This is a genomic window from Streptomyces sp. NPDC087263, assembly GCF_044744645.1.
In the GTDB taxonomy this organism is placed as follows: Bacteria; Actinomycetota; Actinomycetes; order Streptomycetales; family Streptomycetaceae; genus Streptomyces.
In genome coordinates this window covers 232,391-254,247 of the sequence record NZ_JBIUYT010000002.1, presented here as the reverse complement: position 1 = coordinate 254,247, position 21,857 = coordinate 232,391, and the positions used below count along the sequence as shown (strand labels likewise).

The following is a 21,857-nucleotide window of genomic DNA, read 5'->3' as shown; positions in this document are numbered from 1 at the left end:
CGCTCTTCTCAACGCGTAACACCGATGTCATAGTTGCCCCCACCGATGAACCTGATTAATCCGACCGTGCTGGAGGGGGACAAGGCAGTGGGAGTTCCAACGCAGTTGCCTGGTGGCGGGAATGACGATTCGTCAGGCCGCTACCGGCCCGGTTACGAACTGGTCGCCGAGCAGCTGCTGAACTACATCGCCGAGCAGAACCTGCGCTCCGGGGACCGGCTGCCCACCGAACAGGGCCTGGCGCAGATCCTGGGCGCCACCCGCAATGTCACCCGCGAAGCGGTGAAGGTTCTGGCCGCCATCGGTCGGCTGAGTGTCCGCCGTGGCGCCGGAATCTTCGTCGCCGACTCGGGCGGCGGGCTGGTGGACGACCAGCTCTCGCACTTCCGGCCGACGAGCATGGAAGACGTCCTGATGCTCCTGGACTACCGGACGGTGATCGAGTCGGAGACGGCGCGCCGTGCCGCCTCCCTCGCCACGCCGATCGAGGTCAGGACCATCCGGGAGTGCGCCGAGAAGTCGATGGTGGCGGGCAAGGCCAACGACGGTTACGCCTTCGCCGAGGCCGACACCGCCTTCCATGACGCGGTGGGCGCCGCCGCGCACAACGTGTTCCTGAGGTCGAGCGTCGCCGGCGTACGGCGCCTCGCCTCACAGTCCGACGTCCTGCTGTTCCACGGCGACGCCCCAGGGTCGCTGGAAGTGGCGGCAGGGCAGCACCTCGCCATAACTGAGGCGGTCGCCGCGGGGGAGGCCGATCTCGCGGCGGAGCTGATGGTGGCGCACATTGCCACCACGCAGAGCCAGTTCGAAAGAAAGATCCGCGACCGGCTGTTCAACCTGGACAGTCGAGGCGCTTCCGGCACGCCGGTGCAGCCGTCGAGGAGTACCGGTACCGCGGAAGAACCGCGGTCGCCGGACGCATCCGCGTCGTAAGGCCGCATCACGCCGTCACGGCCCGTGAACGGGGCGACCCGCTCTCGCGAGCCGCCAACGCCGGAGGAACCCGGAGGACGACCGGGTCCCCAGATGTCATGTCATTCAGGCGATTGGATTTCCGTGTCTGCACCGTCTGCACTGCCCGGGCAGCCTTCACCGGCTGCCCGCGGAAGAATAATCGTGCCGCTCCGAAGAGTGCTGGTAGCCGCCCTGTCCCTGGCCACGATCACGGCGCCGCTGGCCGCCGGGTCGGCCCAGGCAGCCCCTTCGAAGGGCCTGAACGTCTATGTCTCGCCGACGGGCAAGGACTCCGGAACCGGCACCTCCGCGCACCCGTTCAAGACGCTGGAATACGCTCGGGACTATGTGCGTGAGGCCAAGAAGAAGGTCAGCGGCGATGTCCATGTGCTGCTGAAGTCCGGCACCTACCAGCTGAGCCGCACCTTCAGCCTCACCGCCCAGGACTCGGGCAAGGACGGCTCCCGGGTGATCTACGAGGCCGCCCCCGGCGCCACGCCCGTGATCAGCGGAGGCAAGCAGATCAGCGGCTGGACCCCGGTCGACTCGACCGGCAAGGTCTACAAGGCCAAGGTGGGGGACCTCGACACCCGCCAGCTGTATGTGAACGGGGAGTTGGAGACCCGGGCGCGCAGCACGAAGGACCCGTCGGGCTTCAGCAAGACGTCCACCGGCTACACGTTCACCGACAGTGCCATCAGCGCCTACAAGCAGCCCAAGGACCTGGAGGTCGTGAGCAGCTGGGGCTGGAAACTGCAGCGCTGCGGTGTGGAGTCGATCTCCGGCAACACGATGACGATGGAACAGCCCTGCTGGCACAACGCCAACCTTCAGCAGGGCCAGGAGATCCAGAACCCCACCTGGCTGGAGAACGCCCGCGAGCTGCTTGACACCCCGGGTGAGTGGTACCTGGACCAGAGCCAGGACGAGATCTACTACATGCCCAAGGACGGCCAGAACCTGTCCACGGCGACCGTCACGGTCCCGGTCGTACAGGACCTGGTCGACCTGAACGGCACCAGGGCCGAGCCCGTCACCGACGTGTCCTTCGAAGGCATCACCTTCTCCTACTCGACCTGGCTCGCGCCGAGTTCGTCCGACGGCCTCATCGAGGGCCAGGCGGGCTTCCGGATGGTCGGCGAGGGCAACCCCGACTTCAACTCCACCCGCCTGAAGTGGCAGAAGACGCCCGGAGCCGTCAACGTGAGCTACGGCCACGGCGTCAGCTTCGAGGGCAACACCTTCACCCACCTCGGCGCGGTCGGCCTGAACCTGAACACCGGCACCCAGGGCACCGACATCACGGGCAACGTCTTCCGCCAGATCGCCGCCACCGGCATCCAGATCGGCGGAGTCGAGGTGATCGACGCCCACCCCGACGACTCGCGGGACATCACCAAGGACACCCTGGTGGACAACAACGTCGTCACCAAGGTCGCCGACCAGTACAACGGCTCCCTCGGCATCCTGGCCGGCTACACCGACCACACGGTGATCACCCACAACAAGGTCTACGACCTGCCCTACAGCGGAATCTCCGTGGGCTGGGGCTGGGGCCTGACCGACGCGGGCGGCGACACCAACTACCCGGACGACAACCTGGGCGTACCGGTCTGGGACACCCCGACGACCAGCCGGGACAACATCGTCACCGACAACGAGATCTACGACATCATGAAGTCGCAGGCCGACGGTGGCGCCATCTACACCCTCAGCTCCAACCCCGGCGGCACGGTGTCCGGCAACTACATCCACGGCGTTCCGACGCACGCCTACGGTGCCGTCTACCACGACGAGGGCAGCCGCTACTGGCAGAACACGGGCAACGCCTTCTGCGACGTGTCGTACCAGTGGCTGCTGTTGAACCACGGCATCGACATCAACGCCACCGGCAACTTCACCACCCAGCCCAACTACAGCGCCCAGTTCAACAGCACGAACAGCAACATCAGCGGCAATGTCACCGTCGACTCCTGCGCCCAGCTGCCGGCCTCGATCGTGAACAACGCCGGTCTCCAGCCGGCCTACCGTCACCTCGACCCGGGCCCGGCCGTCACCGACACCAAGGCGCCCACCGCTCCCGGCACCCCGGCCGCGACCACCGACTTCCCGACGGTGGCGGACCTCAGCTGGACGGCGTCCACCGACAACACGGGCGTCACCGGCTACTCCGTCTACCGCGACGGCAAGCTCGTCAGCGCCACCGGCAAGACCTCGGTGCGGCTCTCCGGCCTGACCGCAGGACAGATCTACAGCTTCAAGATCACCGCCCGTGACGCGGTCGGCAACGAGTCCGCGAAGAGCACGGAACTGAAGGTCACCATGCCTTCCGGCAGCGACCTGGCGCTGAAGCAGCCGGTCACCGCCTCGTCGGACTCGGAGCAGAACTTCCCCGCGAAGGCGGTGGACGGTGACCTGTCCACCCGCTGGGCGCAGGGTCTCGGCCTGCCCGACCCGTCCTGGATCCAGGTGGACCTCGGCGCCCAGTACGCCGTGAACGGCGCGATCACCACCTTCGAGAAGGCCGGCGGCTACAAGTACCGCATCGAGGTCTCCTCGGACGAGGTCAACTGGAAGACGCTGGAGGACCACACCGCCGCGAACACCACGGCGTCGACCAACTACTCCCACACCGGCGAGCCGGTCACCGGCCGCTTCGTGCGACTGACGGTCACCGGGACCAGCGGCAACGGCGGCAGCGTCTACGACTTCCAGGTCTACGGCACGCCGGCCGCCAGCTCGGACCACACGGCCCCCGCCGCCCCCGGACAGCCCGACGTCACGCCGGTGCTACCCACCGTGGTGGACCTCAACTGGCCGGCTGCGACCGATGACACCGGTGTGACCAGTTACGTCGTCTACCAGGACGGCGAGCGGATCGCCGTCACCGGTGACACCACCCTGCGGGTCTCCGGCCTGACCGCGGAGAAGGAGTACTCCTTCACCGTGGTGGCCCGTGACGCCGTACTCAACGCCTCGGAGCCCAGTGAGGCGGCCGTCTTCACCACTCCGGCCGCAAACAACCTGGCGCTGAACAAGGCGGTCACCGCTTCGTCGGACTCGGAGCAGAACTTCCCCGCGAAGGCGGTGGACGGTGACCTGTCCACCCGCTGGGCGCAGGGTCTCGGCCTGCCCGACCCCTCCTGGATCCAGGTGGACCTGGGCAAGGACACCAGCGTCTCCGGCGTGGTGACCACCTTCGAGTTGCCCCGCGGCTACAAGTACCGCCTGGAGTACTCGACCGACGGCACCACATGGTCGACGCTCGACGACCACACCTCCGAGAACACCGTCTCGGCGACCAACTACTCGCTCCCCGACCAGCCCGTCACCGCCCGCTACCTGCGGCTGACCGTCACCGGATCCAGCGGCAACGGCGGCTCCCTCTACGAGATCCAGGCGTACGGCGAGTTCTGACCGTACGAGCCCCCCTCCCCGGGATTTCACGCTCCCACAGAAAACGAAAGCCACGATGAAGATCACCCATGTCGAAGTACACCGGATCGACGTTCCGGCGGCCAGCCCTCCCTTCAAGTGGCGGGACGGACTGAGCGGAAGCGCTCCGGTGGGCGACGGCGCGGTCCTGCACATCGGCACCGACGAGGGAGCCGAGGGGGTGGCCGTGTTCCAGCGGCCAGGGGCCTTCAACACCCTGCGGAACCTGGTGGATCTCGTCTTCCGCGACGAACTGGTCGGAGCCGACCCGTTCCAGCGGGAGTGGCTGTGGCACCGGGTGTGGGAGCTGGACCGTATCCACGAACTCCCGCTCCCCACCCTGGGCCTCATCGACACCGCTCTGTGGGACCTCGCCGGCCGGTACTACGGCCAGCCGGTCTGGCAACTGCTCGGCGGCTTCCGGGAGGCGATCCCGGCGTACGCCTCCACCTCGACGTTCTCCAGCATCGCGGAGTTCCTCGACGTGGCGGACCAGTGCCTGGAACTGGGTTACGTCGGCATCAAACTGCACGCCTGGGGCGACGCCCGCCGTGACGCCGAGCTGTGCCTGGCTTTGCGCGACCACGTCGGTCCCTCGATCCCCCTCATGTACGACGGGTCGGCCGGATTCGACCTGCCCGACGCGATCCGCCTGGGGCGGGCGCTCTCGGAAGCCGACTACCTCTGGTACGAGGAGCCGATGCGCGAGTTCAGCATCTCCGCGTACCAGGCACTGGCGGCGGCCGTGGACGTACCGCTGCTGGTGGCCGAGACCTCCGACGGAGCCCATATGAACTCCGCGGACTTCATCAAGGCCGGTGCCGCCACCTTCGGCGTACGGGCCGGTACCACCCTCCGGGGAGGTATCACCGGTGCCATGCGCACCGCACACCTCGCCGACGCCTACCGGCTGCGGGCCGAGGTGCACGGTTCGGACATCCCGAACCACCACCTGTGCATGGCCATCTCCAACACCACCTACTACGAGTCCCTGGTGACCGCGACGACCGTCGTCCGCGAGCGCCATGTGGATGATCAGGGCCTGGTGCACGCCCCCACGGGGCCCGGCATAGCCCTCCCGCTCGACTTCGGCTACGGCAGCGAACTGCTGCCCTTCGTCGAGCAGCCGCGCTGACCGGGAGGTGGCGGTCCGCAAGGCCGCCACCGCACCCGGCGCCCCCCATGAGGCGCGTTACCTGTCCCATGCAAGAAACCAGAAAGGCAAGACAATGAGGTCTTCCGGATCTCCGAGAGTCGGCTCTTCGACAGCCGCCGCTTCGGTAGTCGGTTCCACAGCCGGCCGTCGCCGCACCGTGCTGCGCACCGCCGCCGCCGTGCTCTCCCTGGCCACCGCGGCCGTCCTGACCGGCTGCGCGAGCGCCGACACGTCCACCGGTTCCTCCCCTTCTGCCTCGGCGTTCAAGCCGGCCACGCAGAAGGAGGGTTCGCAGATCACGGTGTGGGCCGACTCGACCCGACTGCCGTCGGTGGAGGCGTACCAGAAGGCGCACCCGGACGTGAAGATGGACATCGTCACGTACGACGGCGGCGCCGACGGCTCCACGTACCTCCAGTCGAAGGTGCAGCTCTTCGACCGGACCGGCAGCGGCTGGCCGGACGTGGTGTTCGGCTCACCCACCGACGTGACCTGGGCGTCCGAGCCCACGACCGCCGACGCGCAGCCGTTCGCCGCGCCCCTGGACAGCGACCTCGTCCCGCAGAGCACGCTGGACGGCTTCGCCAAGGGCTCGCTCAGCCCCTGCCAGTTCAACGACCACACCTACTGCCTGCGCAACGACATCGCACAGGTCGTCCTCTGGTACAACAAGGACCTCATGGACAAGTGGGGTTACGACGTCCCCACCACCTGGGAGCAGTACGAGGCCCTCGGCAAGCAGGTCGCCAAGGACCACCCCGGCTACCTCGTCGGCTCGGTCGGCGACACCAACTCCCATGAGTCGTACTTCTGGTCCGGCCAGTGCCCGGCGTTCGAGCTGACGAAGCCCGACACCCTGCGCACCGACCTCCAGGACCCGAACTGCACCAAGATGGCGAGCCTGCTCGACGGCCTGATCGACGCCAAGGCCGTCACCACCAAGGGCTTCTTCAGCCAGGGCTTCGCCAAGGACAGCGGCAGCAAGGTCCTGATGGCGTACGGACCGTCCTGGTACGGCCAGTACCTGTTCAAGACCGCCTTCGAGGCCCCGGCCAAGCAGATCGCCGCGGCGCCCCCGCTGAAGTGGGAGGGCGAGACCACGGCCGCGACCGGCAACGTCGGCGGCGGCGTGTGGATGGTGTCCTCGCACAGCGCCAACCTCAAGGCGTCCACGGATCTGGCCACCTGGCTGACCACCTCCGACGAGAACCAGGCGTCCGCGCCCACCTACCCGGCCTACACCAAGGCCGCCGACGCCTGGCTGGCCAACCCGACCAACAGCGAGTACTTCGCCAACGACGTGAGCGTGCCCTTCAAGGAGGCCGCGAACGACGTGTGGACCGGCTGGTCGAACACCAAGTTCTCGGACGCCACCGCCTGGTCCAGCGTCGTCCTGCCGGCCCTGACCGCCGGCAAGAGCCTGACCGAGACCCTGGCGGCCTGGCAGAAGGAGATCAGCAATGAGGCGAAGGCCCAGGGATACAAGGTGACCAACCAATGACCTTGCTGGAGACCGAGCGTGTAGCCGTCTCCCCCCTCCGCCGCGGCGCCAAGCCGCGGCGGAGGGGCCCCGGCCTCACGGGCTACTTCTTCGTCGCCGGTTACGCGATCCTGCTGCTCGCCTTCGGGGTCTTCCCGACCGGCTACTCGTTCTACCTGGCGCTCACCAACGACCAGGGCCAGTTCACCGGCCTCAACCAGTTCGTCAAGGTCGCCCAGGACTACCGCTTCGTGCCGGCCTTCACGCACATGCTGATCTACCTGGTGATGTGGCTGGTGGTTCTCGTCGTGCTGGTCGTGCTGGTCGCGGTGGTGCTGCGCAGCCGGGTGCGGCCGGGTACGTCGGCGCTCTTCCGCTTCCTCTACTACATCCCCGGCGCCCTCGCCGGGGTCGCCAGCGTGCTGGTCTGGCTGTTCATGCTCGACCCGGACGTCAGCCCGGTGTCCTGGCTGCTCAACAGCATGGGCATGCACACCTTCGCGGCCGTGCTCACGCCCGGCAACCTGCCGCTGATCCTCATGCTGATCGCCTTCTGGACCGGCGCAGGCGGCTGGATGGTCGTGATGTACGGGGCGCTCAACAACATCCCCGACGAGGTGCTGGAAGCCGCCCGGATGGACGGCGCGGGGCCCTGGCGCACCGCCTGGCACATCCAGATCCCGATGATCCGGCAGTGGATCGTCTACATGACCATCATGGCGTTCGCGACCGGCACCCAGCTGTTCGTCGAGCCCCAGCTGCTCCAGACCGCCAGCCTCGGCCGGGTGAGCCCCACCTGGTCGCCCAACCAGCTGGCCTACGTCTACGCCTTCCAGCAGGGCGACTTCAACGGCGCCGCCGCCATCTCCGTCTTCCTGCTGGCGCTGGGGCTCCTGGCCGCCGGACTGCTGGTCGCCCGCTCGAACCTGTTCAAGTTGGATGAGAAATGACGCAACCCACTCTCGCCTCGCCGACAGCGGCGGGCCGACGCCTTCAGCCCTCCCGGGTCCTCTCCTTCCTGATCGTGGGCGTCCTGCTGGCCCTGCTGCTGGTGTTCTTCGTGCTGCCGGTGATCTGGCTGCTGCTCGCGCCGTCCAAGACCGCGGGCCAGGTGGTGCAGGACAACCCGCTCTCCTTCGGGTCGTTCCAGCAGATCGGCGCCGCCTGGCAGCACCTGTTCTCCTTCCAGGACGGCGCGATGCTCACCTGGCTGCGCAACTCGGCGATCTACTCCGGGGGTTCGCTGATCCTGACGCTGGCCGTCAGCATCCCGGCCGGTTACGCGCTGGCCCTGACGAAGTTCCGGGGACGCAAGACACTGCTGACCGTCACCCTGGTCACGATGATCATGCCGCAGGCCACCCTGGTTCTGCCGGTCTTCCTGGAGCTCAACAAGTTCCATCTGATCGGCACCATCTGGTCGGTGATCCTGCCCTTCTCCTTCTATCCGTTCGGTGTGTACCTGGTCTACATCTACTTCGGCAGCAGCCTGCCCAAGGACCTGCTGTCGGCCGCGCGGATCGACGGCTGCAACGAATGGCAGCTCTTCACCCGCATCGCGCTGCCGCTGGCCAAGCCGGTGGTCGGTCTGGTCGCGTTCTTCAGCTTCGTGGGCAACTGGAACAACTTCTTCCTGCCCTACCTCGTGCTGCCGAAGAGCGAGCAGTTCCCGATCCAGGTCGGCCTGAACCAACTGCTCACCTCCACCCCTTCGTTCAACCCGGTGGCCGGTGCGGGCCTGAACATCACCATCCCGGAACTGGCCCTGGCGATCGTGGTCGCGATCCTGCCCGTCCTGGTGCTCTTCCTCTTCTCCCAGCGCACGCTGGTCTCCGGGATGCTCGCCGGCGCGACCAAGGAGTGAACCCGACGACGCCTGGAGCAGCGTTGACACCCGGACCCGGCCGCATCACCTGGCCGCCGCCCGAGCTCGCCGTACCACCGGTCCAACTGCCGCCGACCGCTCCCGTCACCGGGGCCGACGACGTCCGCCGGTACGACGGGCTGAGTTACGCCACCAACTCCGGTTACCGGGCGCGGCTGTTGGACCTCCTGGTGCCCCGGCGGCCGAACGTCCCGCCGTGGTGGTGTGGATTCACGGCGGCGCCTGGATGGAGGGGGACCGGCGTCACCCACCGCCGACCGTGAGCGCGGACGTCCTCTTCGGCTCCCTGCCGCGAGCCGGCCCGGCCGTCGCCACCATCGACTACCGCCACGCCCGCGAGGCCCCGTTCCCCGCCCAGCCGCACGACGTCAAGGCGGCCATCCGCCACCTGCGCGCCACAACGCGGGGCCGCTCGGAATCGACGGCACGCGGATCGGCGTGTGGGGCGAGTCGGCCGGCGGCCACCTCGCCGCGCGACGGGGCTGACCGGCGCGGCTCCCCCCTCCCTCGACGGAACACCGGATTCCGCGTGGAGTGAGCACTGTAGGTGTCGGTCCATCATGCGCTATCGGTGCCCTCGGAACCCTGTTCCTGTCACTGCAAGTGCCAGTCGGCCCACCGGCCGATCACCGAACCAACGCGCAATCTGACGTGGTTTTCTGCGAGTACCAAGGCCGATGGTTCATCAAGGACTCTCACGTGGACGCCGATCGCCCCGCTGTCTCTGCCCGGAACTGCCCCGGGGTGGTACCGAATTCCCGACTGAAGGCATGTGAGAGGGCGTACGGGGTGCCGTAGCCGACGCGGCGAGCGATGGTGGCCAGCGGGTCCAGGGTGTCGCGGAGCAAAGTGGCGGCCAGCGTCAGGCGCCACCAGGTGAGGTACGCCATCGGCGGGCGGCCGACGAGGGTGGTGAATCGGCGGGCCAGAGTGGCGCGGGACACGCCTGCCTCGGCGGCCAGCCGGTCGTTGGTCCAGAGGGCGGCCGGGTCCGAGTGCAGCGCCCGCAGGGCTGCGGCGGCCACTGGGTCGCCCAGTACGCCCGGCCAGCTGCCGCTCGTGCCCTGGGCCGCCCAGGAGCGGATCATGTAGACGAGGAGGAGGTCGAGCAGGCTGGGCACCGCGAGGCAGGCGCCGGGCCCCGAGGTGCTCAACTCGTGGCCCAGCAGGTCAACGGCGGCGCGCAGTTCGGGGTGGGTGCCCACGCGGTTCGGCAGGTGGACGACTGTCGGCAGTTCCGCCATGAGCGGGTGTAGGCGACTGCGGTCGAGCCGGTACTTCCCGCACAGCATCTGTACCTCGCCGGAGGTGGCTCGGGGCCGACTCGGCCCCCGCCCGTCGAGCCATCGCTCGAACGGTACCGACTGTTCCACGGTCCTCGCGTCGGCTGGGGCGTCGGCGATCACGTGTCCCGTGCCGTGCGGCAGCAGCACCACGTCACCCGCGCCGAGGGAGACCGGAGAGCCACCATCGGGCAGCAGCCAGCAGCTGCCCTCCAGCACCACATGGAAGCCCGCACCGTCGTACGGGGCGAGCCGCGTGCACCAGCTCCCGCTCACCCGCACCCGGTTCGAGGAAGGACGCCCGATGCGTACCGCCGAGACCGCGTCGCTCACCACATCCATCGGACCAGATTACCCATAGTGTCAATGGTGAGACAGATGCGTATCTGAATGAGCAGAACAGGCATTGGAAAGCTCATCTGTCGTACCTAGAGTCGAGGTCATGAAGAGCGAGAGCAGGCAGAGCATCGTGCTCGGCGATGTCGAGGTCATCCGAGTCGTCGAGTGGCAGGGGGCGTTCGCGCCCGCCCGCCAACTGGTGCCGGAGTCCGGCGCCGAGGTGTGGAAGGGCAACGAGGACTGGCTGGCGCCGGATCACTGGGAACCGGACGGCGACAGCGCGGTGATGGCGCTTCAGACCTGGATACTGCGCAGCTCCGGACGGACCGTCCTGGTCGACACGGGGGTGGGGAACGGGCGCGAGCGGCCCGGCTACGCGCACTTCCATCACCGGCAGGGCGACTTCCTGGGAAGGCTGGCCCGGGTCGGAGTCCGGCCGGAGGACGTCGACGTCGTCGTCAACACCCACGTCCACGCTGATCACGTCGGTGGGAACACCGTCGGTGTGGACGGCGGGTGGGAGCCGGCGTTCCCCAACGCCCAGTACCTCATCCCGGCCGCGGACGACTTCCACTTCGGCCCGGACAACGCGTACGGGAACGGCCGCCAGGAGGATGACCGGCTGACCTACGAAGACAGCATCGCGCCCGTCCACCGGGCCGGACAGACTGTCCTGTGGGACGGCACCCACCGCATCGATGAACACCTCACCCTGGAGTCCGCGCCGGGCCACACGCCCGGCTCATCCGTACTGCGGCTCGCGTCCGGGAGTGATCGGGCGGTCTTCGTCGGCGATCTTCTGCACAGCCCGGTGCAGATCCTCGCGCCCTCCTGCAACAGCGGCTTCTGCCTGGATGCGGAACAAGCAGTGGCCAGCCGCGGTCGGATTCTCGAACGAGCAGCCACCGAGAGGGAGTTGGTCGTCCCTGCACATTTCGGCGGGGCGGGCGCCGTGGAAGTCCGGCAAGAGGGCGGCGGGTTCACCCTCGGACGGTGGGCGGCCTACGGTACGGAGTAGGTCGGGTCAGCCGTAGCGACACCCGTCTCATCCTCGGCGCGAGGAGGGGAAGAGGGTGACCATCAGGAGCCGGTGCGCACTGAACCTCGGAATTGCGCATCCATCGCGCAACTCACAGCACGGCGTCAGAGCCGCGCGCCCTTCAACGCCATGTGCAGCAACAGCCGGTCCTCGCCGTCGTCGAGGTCGAGGCCGGTGAGCTGTTCGACGCGGGACAGGCGGTAGTAGAGCGTCTGGCGGTGGATGCCCAACTCGGCTGCCGTGCGGCTTGCCTGGCCCGCGCAGTCGAGGAAGACCTCGGCGGTGCGGGCGAGTTCGCGGTGGGCGGGCTCCAACAGGGTCCGTACGACGGGATCGTGGGCCGCGTCCGGAGGAAGGGACGTCAGGAGCCGGAAGGGTCCGATCGACGCCCACTCGGCGACCGGGCCGAGGCGGGGCTCGGCCAGTACGGCACGTGCGGCGGCCGACGCCTCCTGCCAGGCGGCTCCCAGCTCGGCCAGACCGGTGCGGGCTCCGGCGACACCGGCCGCCGCGTCCGCCGCGGCCTCCCGCACGAACCGCGAGGCCGCCGTCAGCGCCGGAGTCATCACCTCGGGCGACCGGAGCCGTACGAGCAGCGCCAGACTCTGCCCCGCCGCGCCCCACGGCACCGTGCACAACGCGGTCGCCCCCGGCACCGTACGCACGGATGGGGCCTCGTCCGGGTCCGCGGAGGGCCAGGGGGCCACGCACACCACCGTGTGCAGGCCGTCGCCGCGTGCGCCGAGGGCCGTCCGCAGTTCGGCGACGGCCATGTCGCGCTGCCAGCCGCGCTCGGCGGTGAGGACGGCGCGGAGTTCGCGGGTGAGGTCGGCGCCGGCCTGTGCCTCGTCAGTGAGCAGGGCGCCGATGCGGGAGGCGACCTCCATGGCGGCGGTCAGCTGGTCCGCCGTCGGTCCCGGGTCGTCGTCGAGCAGCCAGACGTAGCCACGGACGACACCCCGATGGCGTACGGGAAGACAGATCCGGCCCCGGTACACCCCCGCCTCCGGGGTGCGTGGAATGCGGACCGGGGCGGTGGCCCGGGTGATGCCGAAGCCCTCGAACCAGGTGCGCACCGCCGTGGTGGAGCGGCGCGTGAGGATCGAGCGGGCGCGCACGGGGTCGAGGGCGGAGGGGTCGAGCTCGCCCTCGCTGTCATACGCGGCGAAGGCGATCAGCTCGAAGTCCCGGTTCTCCAGTGTCGCGGGCATGCCGAGGAGCGCCGAGATCTCGTCGACCAGCTCCTGGTAGTCACTCCTGTATTCGGCCGTCACCCGGGCATTCTCCCGCATTTCCACAAGGGCTTCATACATCTGTCTGAGATCCGGGGCACGGATGCGTGACAGCTGTCGATGGCAGACGATCGGAGGGATCCTTAGGTTTCACGGTGGTTGCCCGTGCCGTACCCGCATCGTCGGGATTCGGCCTCCTGCTGGCTTTGTTGTGGAGGTGCCCCGTGCTGGGTCCCGTGATTCTCGCCGCGTCGCGCAGCGACAGGATGCGCCGCTTCGTGTCGGCGGCCCCCGGCACCAAACAGGTGGTCGCCCGCTTCATCGCCGGCGAGTCGGTCGACCAGGTCGTACCGGTCGTACAGGACGCCTGCGCGAAGGGCCTCGCGGTCACCCTCGATGTCGTCGGCGAGGACATCACCACGCGTGAGCAGGCGTATGCCGCCCGGGACGCGTACCTGGAGCTCGTCGAGCACCTCAAGGCGCTGGACCTCGGCACCCGGGCCGAGATGTCGATCAAGCTGTCGATGTTCGGGCAGGCGCTGGAGGACGGGCACGAGCTGGCCCTCGCCAATGTCCGCCCGGTCGTCGAGGCCGCCGCCGCCATCGGCACCACCGTCACGCTGGACGCCGAGGATCACACCACCCTCGACTCGATGTTCGCCATCCACGAGGAGCTGCGGAAGGACTTCCCGCAGACCGGCTGCGTCATCCAGGCCTACCTGTTCCGCACCGAGGCCGACGCCCACCGCCTCGCGGAGAGCGGCAGCCGGGTACGGCTCGTGAAGGGCGCCTACAAGGAGCCCGCCGAGGTCGCCTACCAGCAGAAGGCCGAGGTCGACAAGGCGTACGTCCGCGTCCTGCGCATCCTGATGGAGGGCGACGGGTACCCGATGATCGGGTCCCACGACCCGCGCCTCATCTCCATCGCCCAGGAGCTGGCCCGCAGGGCCGGCCGCAAGCTCGACGAGTACGAGTTCCAGATGCTGTACGGCATCCGCGGCGAGGAGCACCTGCGGCTTGCCGCCGAGGGCCACCGGATGCGTGTGTACACCGCGTACGGCACCGACTGGTACGGCTACTTCATGCGCCGCCTCGCGGAGAAGCCGGCCAACCTCCTCTTCTTCGCACGCTCGATCCTCACCAAGGGCTGACCCACCGCTCAGTTAAGGAGTCACGGACACCATGGACGCTGTAACCCAGGTCCCCACCCCCGTCAACGAGCCGGTGCACGGCTACGCCCCCGGTTCGCCCGAGCGCTCCCGACTGGAGGCCAAGCTCAAGGAGCTGGCCGAGAACCCCATCGACCTCCCGATGACCATCGGCGGCGAGAAGCGCCTCGGCGGCGGCGAGGCCTTCCAGGTCGTCCAGCCGCACAACCACAAGGCCGTTCTCGGCACCGGCCGGGGCGCCACGCAGGCCGACGCCCAGGACGCGATCGACGCGGCCCTCGCCGCCGCGCCGGCCTGGCGCGCGATGTCCTTCGACGACCGCGCCGCGATCATCCTGCGCGCCGCCGAACTGCTGTCGGGCCCCTGGCGCGAGACGCTCGCCGCCTCCACCATGCTCGGTCAGTCCAAGACCGCCCAGCAGGCCGAGATCGACTGTCCCTGCGAACTGGTCGACTTCTGGCGCTTCAACGTCAAGTACGCCCGTGACCTGCTCGCCGAGCAGCCCCCGGCGAACTCCCCGGGTGTCTGGAACCGCCTCGACCACCGCCCGCTCGAAGGCTTCGTCTACGCGATCACGCCGTTCAACTTCTCGGCGATCGCGGGCAACCTGCCCACCGCGCCCGCGCTCATGGGCAACGTCGTCCTCTGGAAGCCGTCGCCGACCCAGACGCACGCGGCCGTACTGCTGATGCAGCTCCTGGAGGAGGCCGGTCTCCCCAAGGGCGTCATCAACCTCGTCACCGGTGACGGCATCGCGGTCTCCGAGGTCGCCCTCAACCACCGCGACCTCGCCGGCATCCACTTCACCGGCTCCACGAAGACCTTCCAGCACCTGTGGAAGACGGTCGGCGAGAACATCGCGAACTACCGCACGTATCCGCGGCTGGTCGGCGAGACGGGTGGCAAGGACTTCCTGGTCGCGCACCCGTCGGCGGACCGCGCGGTGCTCAAGACCGCGCTGACCCGGGGTGCCTTCGAGTACCAGGGCCAGAAGTGCTCCGCGACCTCCCGCGCCTACATCCCGGCCTCCATCTGGAACTCCGGCTTCAAGGAGGAGTTCGCGGCCGAGGTCGACTACCTGACCATGGGTGACGTCACCGACCTGGCGAACTTCGTCGGCGCGGTCATCGACGAGCGCGCCTTCGCCAAGAACAAGGCCGCCATCGACCGCGCCAAGGCGGACCCGACCTGCACGATCGTCGCGGGCGGCTCCTACGACGACTCGGTCGGCTACTTCGTGCGCCCCACCGTCGTCGAGTGTTCGGACCCCGAGAACGAGGTCTTCAAGACGGAGTACTTCGGCCCGTTCCTGGGCGTGCACGTCTACGAGGACGACCATTACGACGAGATGCTCACGCAGATGGAGTCGGCGTCCGACTACGCGCTCACCGGCGCGGTCGTCTCCAACGACCGCGCGGCAGCCGCGTACACGATGGAGAAGCTCCGCTACGCGGCCGGCAACTTCTACGTCAACGACAAGTCCACCGGCGCCGTCGTCGGCCAGCAGCCCTTCGGCGGCGGCCGCGCCTCCGGCACCAATGACAAGGCCGGCGCTCCGCAGAACCTCCAGCGCTGGACTCTGACCCGCGCCATCAAGGAGACCCTGGTCGCGCCGACCGACTACGGGTACCCGCACATGGGCTGACGCCCAGGGATGCGGTTTCCGGGCCGGGCAGCCGCCGTTCAGGGTGGCCGTCCGGCCCGCGTGCGTGCTGGGAATACTGAGCCCATGACCCCCAGACTGCGCACCGCCCACACCGCGGACCTCACATCCGCCGAACTCCATGCCGTTCGCGCGCTCCTGGACGACGCCTTCGAGGGGAACTTCAGCGACGAGGACTGGGATCACGGCCTCGGCGGCGTCCACGCGCTGGTGCGGGACGAACGGGGACTCGCCGCGCACGGCTCGGTGATCCAGCGCCGGGTGCTGCACCGGGGGCGCTCGCTGCGGGTCGGGTACGTGGAGGCCGTGGGGGTCCGGGTCGACGTGCGCCGTATGGGGCTGGGCGGCCTGGTCATGGCGGAGCTGGAGCGGGTGGTCGACGGCGCGTACGGGCTGGGCGCGCTGTCCGCGAGCGAGGACGGCGCGGGCCTCTACGCCGCTCGCGGCTGGCGGCGCTGGCCCGGCCACGTCTGTGCCCTGGGGCCGGACGGCGTCGTTCAGCTGCCCGACGAGGAGGGCTCGACCTTCGTACGACCCGTCACCGCCACCCTCGATCCCGCGTACGAGCTGGTCTTCGACTGGCGTGACGGAGACCTGCTCTGACGGTTCGTCATACAGCTCGCACGATCGTCTTTCCGGTGTTACCGCCCCGCAGCATCAACAGGAATGCCTCCACGATCCGCTCGAAGCCGTCGATGACGGTCTCGTCGAGAGCGAGCCGGCCGCTGAGCAGATGCGGCACGGCGAACCCGTACAACTCCTCCTGTACGTCGACGTGGTTGCGCACCAGGAAGCCCTCGATGCGCAGGCTCTTCTCCACGACGTCGGCGTGGTTGAAGTGGGCGGGCGGCGCGACAGGGGTGTTGTACTGGCCGATCGTGCCGACCCGTACGACCCGGCCGCGTTCGCGCAGCGCGCCGATCGCGGCGCCGAGATGGTCGCCGCCGACGTTGTCGAGGAACACGTCGATGCCGTCCGGGGCGGCCTTGGCCAGGAGGTCGCTCACGGGGCCCGAGTGGTAGTCGAACGCCTCGTCGTAGCCGACCTGTTCCTTCAGGTACGCCACCTTCGCCGCCGTGCCCGCGCTGCCCACGAGCCGTCCGGCGCCCAGCAGTCGCGCGAACCGTCCGGTGGCCGTGCCCACCCCGCCGGCGGCCCCGGAGACGAACAGGTCGTCGCCTTGCCGGAGTTGGGCGATCCGCGTGAGTCCGACGTACGCCGTCAGGCCGGTGCCGCCGAGGACGCTCAGGTGTGCGGAGAGCGGCACCCCCTCGTGGTGCGGGAGGCGTCTGGTCTCCTCGGGGCGGACGACGGAGTGGGTGCGCCAGCCGCGCCGGTGGAAGACGATCTCGCCCTCGGGGAGCGCCGGGTCCCGGGAGTCGATCACGCGGCCGATGGTGCGGCCCTCCAGCGGGGAGCCGAGCTCGAAGTCGCCGTCCATCATCTCGCGGTGGTAGGGGTCGACGGACCAGTAGAGGTTCTCGACGAGGGCTGTGCCGGGCGCGGGATCGGGGACGGGTGACTCGGCGAAACGGAAGTGCTCCGGGGTGGGGAAACCGGTCGGGCGGGAGATCTGCTGCACGGTGAGCGCGATGTCGTTCATGAAGGGGACCGTAGGGAGGAATGCGGCCATCGGGCAGAGGGTTGCGCTCATGGAACGGCCGCTTCCATGAGCCGTTCTCATGGAAGCAGGTGGGACCCCTGATGACTGGCGAAGACCTTGCCCCGCAGGAGCTGCGGACCCTCGTGGCCATCGCCCATGAGGGTGGCTTCTCGGCGGCGGCCGGCACGCTCGGCATGACACAGTCCGCGGTCTCGCACGCGGTGCGCGGCATCGAACGCAAGGTGGGCGTCGTGCTGTTCGAACGCGGGCGGCATGGGGCGCGCCCCACGTCCGCGGGGGAGCGGGCGGTGGCGCACGCGCGGCGGGTGCTGCGGATGCTGGACACGCTGGTCGCGGAGGCGCGGGGCGCGGGCGCCGGGCCCGGCGGCGCCGACACCGTCGCCGGGCCGCTGCGTATCGCCGCCTTCCGCAGTGCGGCACTGCACCTGCTGCCGCCCGCGCTGCAGCGGCTGGCGGCCCGGCATCCCGGTATCGAACCGACCGTGCGGGTGGTACGGGAGGTGGGGCCGGGCACGGCGGGTGAGGTGGTCGCGGGCCGGGCGGACGTCGGGATCGCCACGCTCGGCACGAGTGCCCCCGTACCGCCGGAGCTGATCGGTGACGTACTCCTTGAGGAGTCGTACGCCCTGGTGCACCCGGCCGGTCATCCGGACCCGCGCTCGCTGCCGCTGGTCGACTGGACCGAGAACTGCTCCTCCTACACCCGGACCTGGTGGGCCGCTCAGGACTGGATCCCGTGCGCGACGGTCCACGCCGAGGACGACGGAGCAGTGCTCTCGATGGTGAGCAGTGGTCTCGGAATGGCCATCATGCCCGCGCTCTCGCTCACGAGTGCACCGCTCACAACCGAGATCACCGATCTCGGTCCGGAGCGCCCGACACGTTCGGTCGGGTACGTCACCACGTCGGAGCTTGCCACGACGGTCGCCGTTCGCGCGCTGATCAGGGAACTGCGGGCGTTGCATCCCCGGCGGGCGTGACCTCGGCCGGACTGTTTCCCCAGGTCAGAGCCGTGTGGCGCAATCCGCCGTCTCAGATAGTAGGAAGTCCGAGTAATTGTAGAGACAGATGCGCGCTCCTCGCCTAGCTTTGTAGGAGCCGAACGTCTCGCTCGACCAAGCGAATGGCGGTCGTGAGCCGGAGCCTTTGGCAGGCAACCCCTGCGGCACCGCTCCCCGCCCCTTCCGGCGTCTCGAAACCCCACACCGCACTTCCGGCCGCCCGCGTCCGGAGGCAAGGAGTCGATTCATCATGGCCGAGACGACCGTCCGCCGAGTCCGTCGTGTGTCCCGTACGAGCGTCTCTCGTACGAGCGAGTCCGACCGCAAGAACGCAGCCGCCGCTCTCCAGCGTGCCCTCGACCGCAGGGACAACGGCGGCGCGACGGGCCACTGAGGCCCGCCACTCATACCGGGAGCCGTGCCCGAACGGGGTGCGGTGCGGGGCCTGTGCCCCGCGCCGCATCCCGGAGTACTTCGCGCCGCACCCCGGAGTACTTCGCGCCGCACCCCGGAGTACTTCGCGCCGCATCCCGGAGTGCCTACGCCCCGCACTCCGGAGTGCCTACGCCCCGCGCCGCACCTCGAAGTAGTCGACGCGCCTGCCGCTCTGCGCCAGCGCCGACACCTTGAGCCGGGGCGCCGCGCCCGACTCCGCCTCCACCGAGAGGAAGGAGTAGCCGGTGTACCGCACGCGCGACCACTCCACCGTCTCGGCCTGCCGGTCCTGTGACTTCGTCCAGTGGAAGGTGTCCACCGACTCACGGTCGGCGACCTTCCCCTCGTAGCTGTCCTTGACCCCGGCGGGGAAGCTGTAGAGGCTCTGGCCCGCCCCGCCCGCCGTGACGTACACGATCCCGTCGCGCGTCGGATCCGTGGACCCGCCGACCGGCACCGGCCTGCCGACCTTGCCGCCCTTGATGGCGTCGGTCCGCTCGTACACGTGGTTGTGCCCGTTGATCACCAGGTCCACCTGGTGCTTGGTGAACAGCGGCAGCCAGGCGTCCCGTACGCCCCCGTCGGAGGCGTGGGAGGACGTCGAGTACGTGCAGTGGTGGAAGAAGACCACGACGAAGTCGACGCTCTTGCGCAGGTCCCCGAGTCGCTTGTCGAGCCAGGCGGTCTGCCTGCCGCTGCTGTAGCCCTTGTTGGCGGGGATCTCGTACGAGACGTCGTTCGCGTCCAGCGCGACGATCCCGACGTTGCCGTAGGTGAAGGAGTAGGCGCCCGGCGCGTTCCGGGCGTCGAAGCCGTTGCCGGGGAGCGTCCAGCGGGCCGACTGTCCGCCGTAGCCGTTCGGCGAGTACCAGGCCTCCATGTCGTGGTTGCCGGTCGTCACCATCCACGGCACCGACTTCGCCACCGACTCGGTCTGTTTCAGGAACAGGTCCCAGGCGCCGGGGTCGTAGGAGTCCGACTTCTCGCCGTGGCCGGTGACGTCCGCGTAGCAGATGTCACCCGCGTGCAGATGGAAGGCCGGGCGGCGGCCGAGGATCAGCTTGTCGTTGGCGAGCGCGTCGGGGGTGACGCCCTGGTCGCCGAAGGCGGTGAACACGAACCTGTCGGGGCTGGTGGCAGGCGCCGTGCGGAAGGAACCGACCGCGGAACGGCGCTCCTTGCCGGCGGGGTCGAGCCCCTCGTGGCCGACGCCGTAGTAGTACGTCGTGCCGGGGCGCAGGCCGTCGAGCGCCGCGTGCAGGTAGTACTGGTCCAGCGCGAGCCGTACGCCGGTCAGCCCCGGGGTGTGCAGGTCGCGGAGCTCGGCGTCGATCTTCCTGCTCAGGTCCCAGGGCGCCAGGCCCACGCGGATGTACGGCTTCCTGACCGCGAGCGGCACCTGCCAGGAGATCCGCATCTGGGTCTTCGGGTCCGCGCCGAAGGCGAGATGACGGCCGAAGGGGGTGATGGCGGAACCGTGCACCAGCCCGGTGGCCGTGGCCGAGGGGCTCTTGGTGTCCGACGTGGTGCCCGACGCGCAGCCGGCCAGCAGTCCGCCGCCCGCCAGCGCACCCGCGGTCACCAGCGCGCGGCGCCGGGTGAGCTTCGTCCGCAGGTACTCGTGCTGCTCCGCCATCGTCATACGGCGGGCGAGCCGCGGCGGAATGCCGAAGTCGGGAAGGTGCGGGCCGGAGTCCATGCCGCGGTCCCTACCGGAGTCCATGCTGGGGTCCATGGTGGTGAACTTCCCATCAAGCCCCAACACCCGGCAAACCTAGGGGTGAACGGAGGTCGACGGATCGGTGCGGCACGGGGGGCGATGTCCGTATGGTGGACATGGCGTGTCATCCCATGGGACGAAGGAGTACGGTGCCGTCATGTCTCGCAGCATCAATCTCGCAGTGATTCCCGGTGACGGCATCGGCCAGGAGGTCGTGGTCCAGGGCCTCAAGGTCCTCTCCGCCGTCCTTCCGCAGGATGTGAAACTGGAGACGAAGGAGTTCGACTTCGGCGCCAAGCGTTACCACGCGACCGGTGAGACCCTCACCGATGCCGATGCCGAGGCCCTCAAGCAGCACGACGCGATCCTGCTCGGCGCGATCGGTGACCCGTCGGTTCCGTCCGGCGTCCTGGAGCGCGGCTTCCTGCTGAAGCTCCGCTTCCTCTTCGACCACCACGTCAACCTGCGTCCGTCGAAGCTCCTTCCGGGCGTGGCCACCCCGCTCGCCGGACAGCCGGAGATCGACTTCGTCGTGGTCCGTGAGGGCACCGAGGGCCCGTACACCGGAAACGGCGGCACCATCCGCAAGGGCACCCCGCACGAGGTCGCCACCGAGGTCTCCGTGAACACGGCCTTCGGCGTCGAGCGCGTCGTCCGCGACGCCTTCGCCCGCGCCCAGGCACGCCCGCGCAAGAAGCTGACGCTGGTCCACAAGAACAACGTGCTGACCTTCGCGGGCCACCTCTGGACGAACGTCTTCAACAAGGTGGCCGAGGAGTTCCCCGAGGTCACCACGGACTACATCCACGTGGACGCCGCGACGATCTACCTCGTCACGGACCCCGCCCGCTTCGACGTGATCGTCACCGACAACCTCTTCGGCGACATCATCACCGACCTCGCCGCGGCCGTCTCCGGCGGTATCGGCGTCGCCGCGAGCGGGAACATCAACCCGTCCGGCGAGTTCCCCTCGATGTTCGAGCCCGTGCACGGCTCGGCGCCCGACATCGCGGGCCAGGGCAAGGCCGACCCCAGCGCCACGGTTCTCTCCGTCGCCCTCCTGCTGCGTCACCTCGGCTACGAGACCGAGGCCGCCCGCATCGAGGACGCCGTCGCCACCGACCTCGCCGAGCGCGTGGGCAAGCCCGCCCGCTCCACCGAGGAAATCGGCGACGCACTCTCCGTACGAGTAGCCGGCTGACCCCCCGCGCCACTTACGTTTCGTAGTAGCCGCCGGGTCGCATCCGCACCCGGCGGCTTTCGCTATGCCCTCGCCGGGTGTCACCATCTATCCCTGGGCAATCCCCTGGGCCGCATTCACACCGTTTTCGTCCACGGCTCCACTCTTGCGATACTCGAACGCGGAGCCGCGGAATGAGGGAATGCTCGGACGTCCTAGCACTGGCCACTGGCAGTACTGGCGTGAGCGCGGCCCGTCA

The 21,857-nt window shown here is 69.0% G+C and carries 19 protein-coding genes; 15 read left to right on the top strand and 4 right to left on the bottom strand.

Annotated features, from left to right (window positions below; all coding sequences use genetic code 11):
* Positions 1-87: 87 nt before the first annotated feature.
* The 8 genes from ACIPC1_RS06375 (at position 88) to ACIPC1_RS06340 (ending at position 9,451) form a co-directional block, all read left to right on the top strand.
* Positions 88-936 carry a FadR/GntR family transcriptional regulator gene (locus ACIPC1_RS06375; RefSeq protein WP_402514816.1) on the top strand — a complete coding sequence of 283 codons (849 nt, stop codon included), beginning with the start codon at positions 88-90 and terminating at the stop codon, positions 934-936.
* Between the two features lie 93 nt (positions 937-1,029).
* Positions 1,030-4,374 (top strand): discoidin domain-containing protein, encoded by a 3,345-nt coding sequence (locus ACIPC1_RS06370; protein ID WP_402513786.1) that lies wholly within the window; start codon positions 1,030-1,032, stop codon positions 4,372-4,374.
* Between the two features lie 55 nt (positions 4,375-4,429).
* A complete protein-coding gene (locus ACIPC1_RS06365; RefSeq protein ID WP_402513785.1) occupies positions 4,430-5,527 on the top strand; it encodes an enolase C-terminal domain-like protein in 1,098 nt (365 codons plus the stop codon).
* A 94-nt stretch (positions 5,528-5,621) separates the two neighbouring features.
* Positions 5,622-7,049 carry an extracellular solute-binding protein gene (locus ACIPC1_RS06360; protein ID WP_402513784.1) on the top strand — a complete coding sequence of 476 codons (1,428 nt, stop codon included), beginning with the start codon at positions 5,622-5,624 and terminating at the stop codon, positions 7,047-7,049.
* On the top strand, positions 7,046-7,978 hold the full coding sequence (locus ACIPC1_RS06355) for a carbohydrate ABC transporter permease (protein WP_384389293.1): 933 nt from the start codon (positions 7,046-7,048) through the stop codon (positions 7,976-7,978). Before ACIPC1_RS06360 ends, ACIPC1_RS06355 begins: the two co-directional genes overlap by 4 nt.
* Positions 7,975-8,892, top strand: coding sequence for a carbohydrate ABC transporter permease (locus tag ACIPC1_RS06350; RefSeq protein WP_402513780.1), 918 nt, complete (start codon positions 7,975-7,977; stop codon positions 8,890-8,892). Before ACIPC1_RS06355 ends, ACIPC1_RS06350 begins: the two co-directional genes overlap by 4 nt.
* 23 nt (positions 8,893-8,915) lie before the next feature.
* Complete coding sequence (locus ACIPC1_RS06345; protein ID WP_402513778.1) at positions 8,916-9,176, top strand: hypothetical protein; 261 nt, start codon at positions 8,916-8,918, stop codon at positions 9,174-9,176.
* On the top strand, positions 9,140-9,451 hold the full coding sequence (locus ACIPC1_RS06340) for a hypothetical protein (RefSeq protein WP_402514814.1): 312 nt from the start codon (positions 9,140-9,142) through the stop codon (positions 9,449-9,451). Before ACIPC1_RS06345 ends, ACIPC1_RS06340 begins: the two co-directional genes overlap by 37 nt.
* Positions 9,452-9,608: 157 nt before the next feature.
* On the opposite strand, the gene ACIPC1_RS06335 is transcribed toward ACIPC1_RS06340, so the two are convergent.
* Positions 9,609-10,538 (bottom strand): AraC family transcriptional regulator, encoded by a 930-nt coding sequence (locus ACIPC1_RS06335; RefSeq protein ID WP_384389302.1) that lies wholly within the window; start codon positions 10,536-10,538, stop codon positions 9,609-9,611.
* Between the two features lie 100 nt (positions 10,539-10,638).
* Between ACIPC1_RS06335 and ACIPC1_RS06330 the strand changes: the two genes are divergently transcribed.
* Positions 10,639-11,553, top strand: coding sequence for an MBL fold metallo-hydrolase (locus ACIPC1_RS06330; protein ID WP_402513775.1), 915 nt, complete (start codon positions 10,639-10,641; stop codon positions 11,551-11,553).
* A 125-nt stretch (positions 11,554-11,678) separates the two neighbouring features.
* On the opposite strand, the gene ACIPC1_RS06325 is transcribed toward ACIPC1_RS06330, so the two are convergent.
* The gene (locus tag ACIPC1_RS06325; protein ID WP_402513774.1) at positions 11,679-12,866 is read right to left on the bottom strand and encodes a PucR family transcriptional regulator; all 1,188 of its coding nucleotides are present in this window, start codon (positions 12,864-12,866) and stop codon (positions 11,679-11,681) included.
* 164 nt (positions 12,867-13,030) lie between these two features.
* Here ACIPC1_RS06325 and ACIPC1_RS06320 point away from each other — a divergent pair, with 164 nt between their 5' ends.
* The 3 genes from ACIPC1_RS06320 (at position 13,031) to ACIPC1_RS06310 (ending at position 16,241) form a co-directional block, all read left to right on the top strand.
* Complete coding sequence (locus tag ACIPC1_RS06320) at positions 13,031-13,957, top strand: proline dehydrogenase family protein (protein ID WP_402513772.1); 927 nt, start codon at positions 13,031-13,033, stop codon at positions 13,955-13,957.
* 31 nt (positions 13,958-13,988) lie between these two features.
* On the top strand, positions 13,989-15,620 hold the full coding sequence (pruA, locus tag ACIPC1_RS06315) for an L-glutamate gamma-semialdehyde dehydrogenase (protein WP_402513770.1): 1,632 nt from the start codon (positions 13,989-13,991) through the stop codon (positions 15,618-15,620).
* Positions 15,621-15,704: 84 nt separating this feature from the next.
* Entirely contained in the window at positions 15,705-16,241 is a 537-nt protein-coding gene (locus tag ACIPC1_RS06310; RefSeq protein WP_402513768.1) for a GNAT family N-acetyltransferase, read from the top strand.
* A 7-nt stretch (positions 16,242-16,248) separates the two neighbouring features.
* On the opposite strand, the gene ACIPC1_RS06305 is transcribed toward ACIPC1_RS06310, so the two are convergent.
* Positions 16,249-17,241: an NADP-dependent oxidoreductase gene (locus tag ACIPC1_RS06305; protein WP_402513767.1), complete on the bottom strand. Its 993-nt coding sequence runs from the start codon at positions 17,239-17,241 to the stop codon at positions 16,249-16,251.
* A gap of 101 nt (positions 17,242-17,342) precedes the next feature.
* Between ACIPC1_RS06305 and ACIPC1_RS06300 the strand changes: the two genes are divergently transcribed.
* On the top strand, positions 17,343-18,242 hold the full coding sequence (locus ACIPC1_RS06300) for a LysR family transcriptional regulator (protein ID WP_402513764.1): 900 nt from the start codon (positions 17,343-17,345) through the stop codon (positions 18,240-18,242).
* Positions 18,243-18,513: 271 nt separating this feature from the next.
* Positions 18,514-18,657: a hypothetical protein gene (locus ACIPC1_RS06295; protein WP_384389324.1), complete on the top strand. Its 144-nt coding sequence runs from the start codon at positions 18,514-18,516 to the stop codon at positions 18,655-18,657.
* A 168-nt stretch (positions 18,658-18,825) separates the two neighbouring features.
* Here the strand turns inward: ACIPC1_RS06295 and ACIPC1_RS06290 are convergent, their stop codons facing one another.
* Positions 18,826-20,421: a purple acid phosphatase family protein gene (locus ACIPC1_RS06290; protein ID WP_402513761.1), complete on the bottom strand. Its 1,596-nt coding sequence runs from the start codon at positions 20,419-20,421 to the stop codon at positions 18,826-18,828.
* A 154-nt stretch (positions 20,422-20,575) separates the two neighbouring features.
* On the opposite strand from ACIPC1_RS06290, the gene ACIPC1_RS06285 reads away from it, so the two are divergent.
* Positions 20,576-21,619 (top strand): 3-isopropylmalate dehydrogenase, encoded by a 1,044-nt coding sequence (locus ACIPC1_RS06285; RefSeq protein ID WP_402513758.1) that lies wholly within the window; start codon positions 20,576-20,578, stop codon positions 21,617-21,619.
* Positions 21,620-21,857 lie beyond the last annotated feature (238 nt).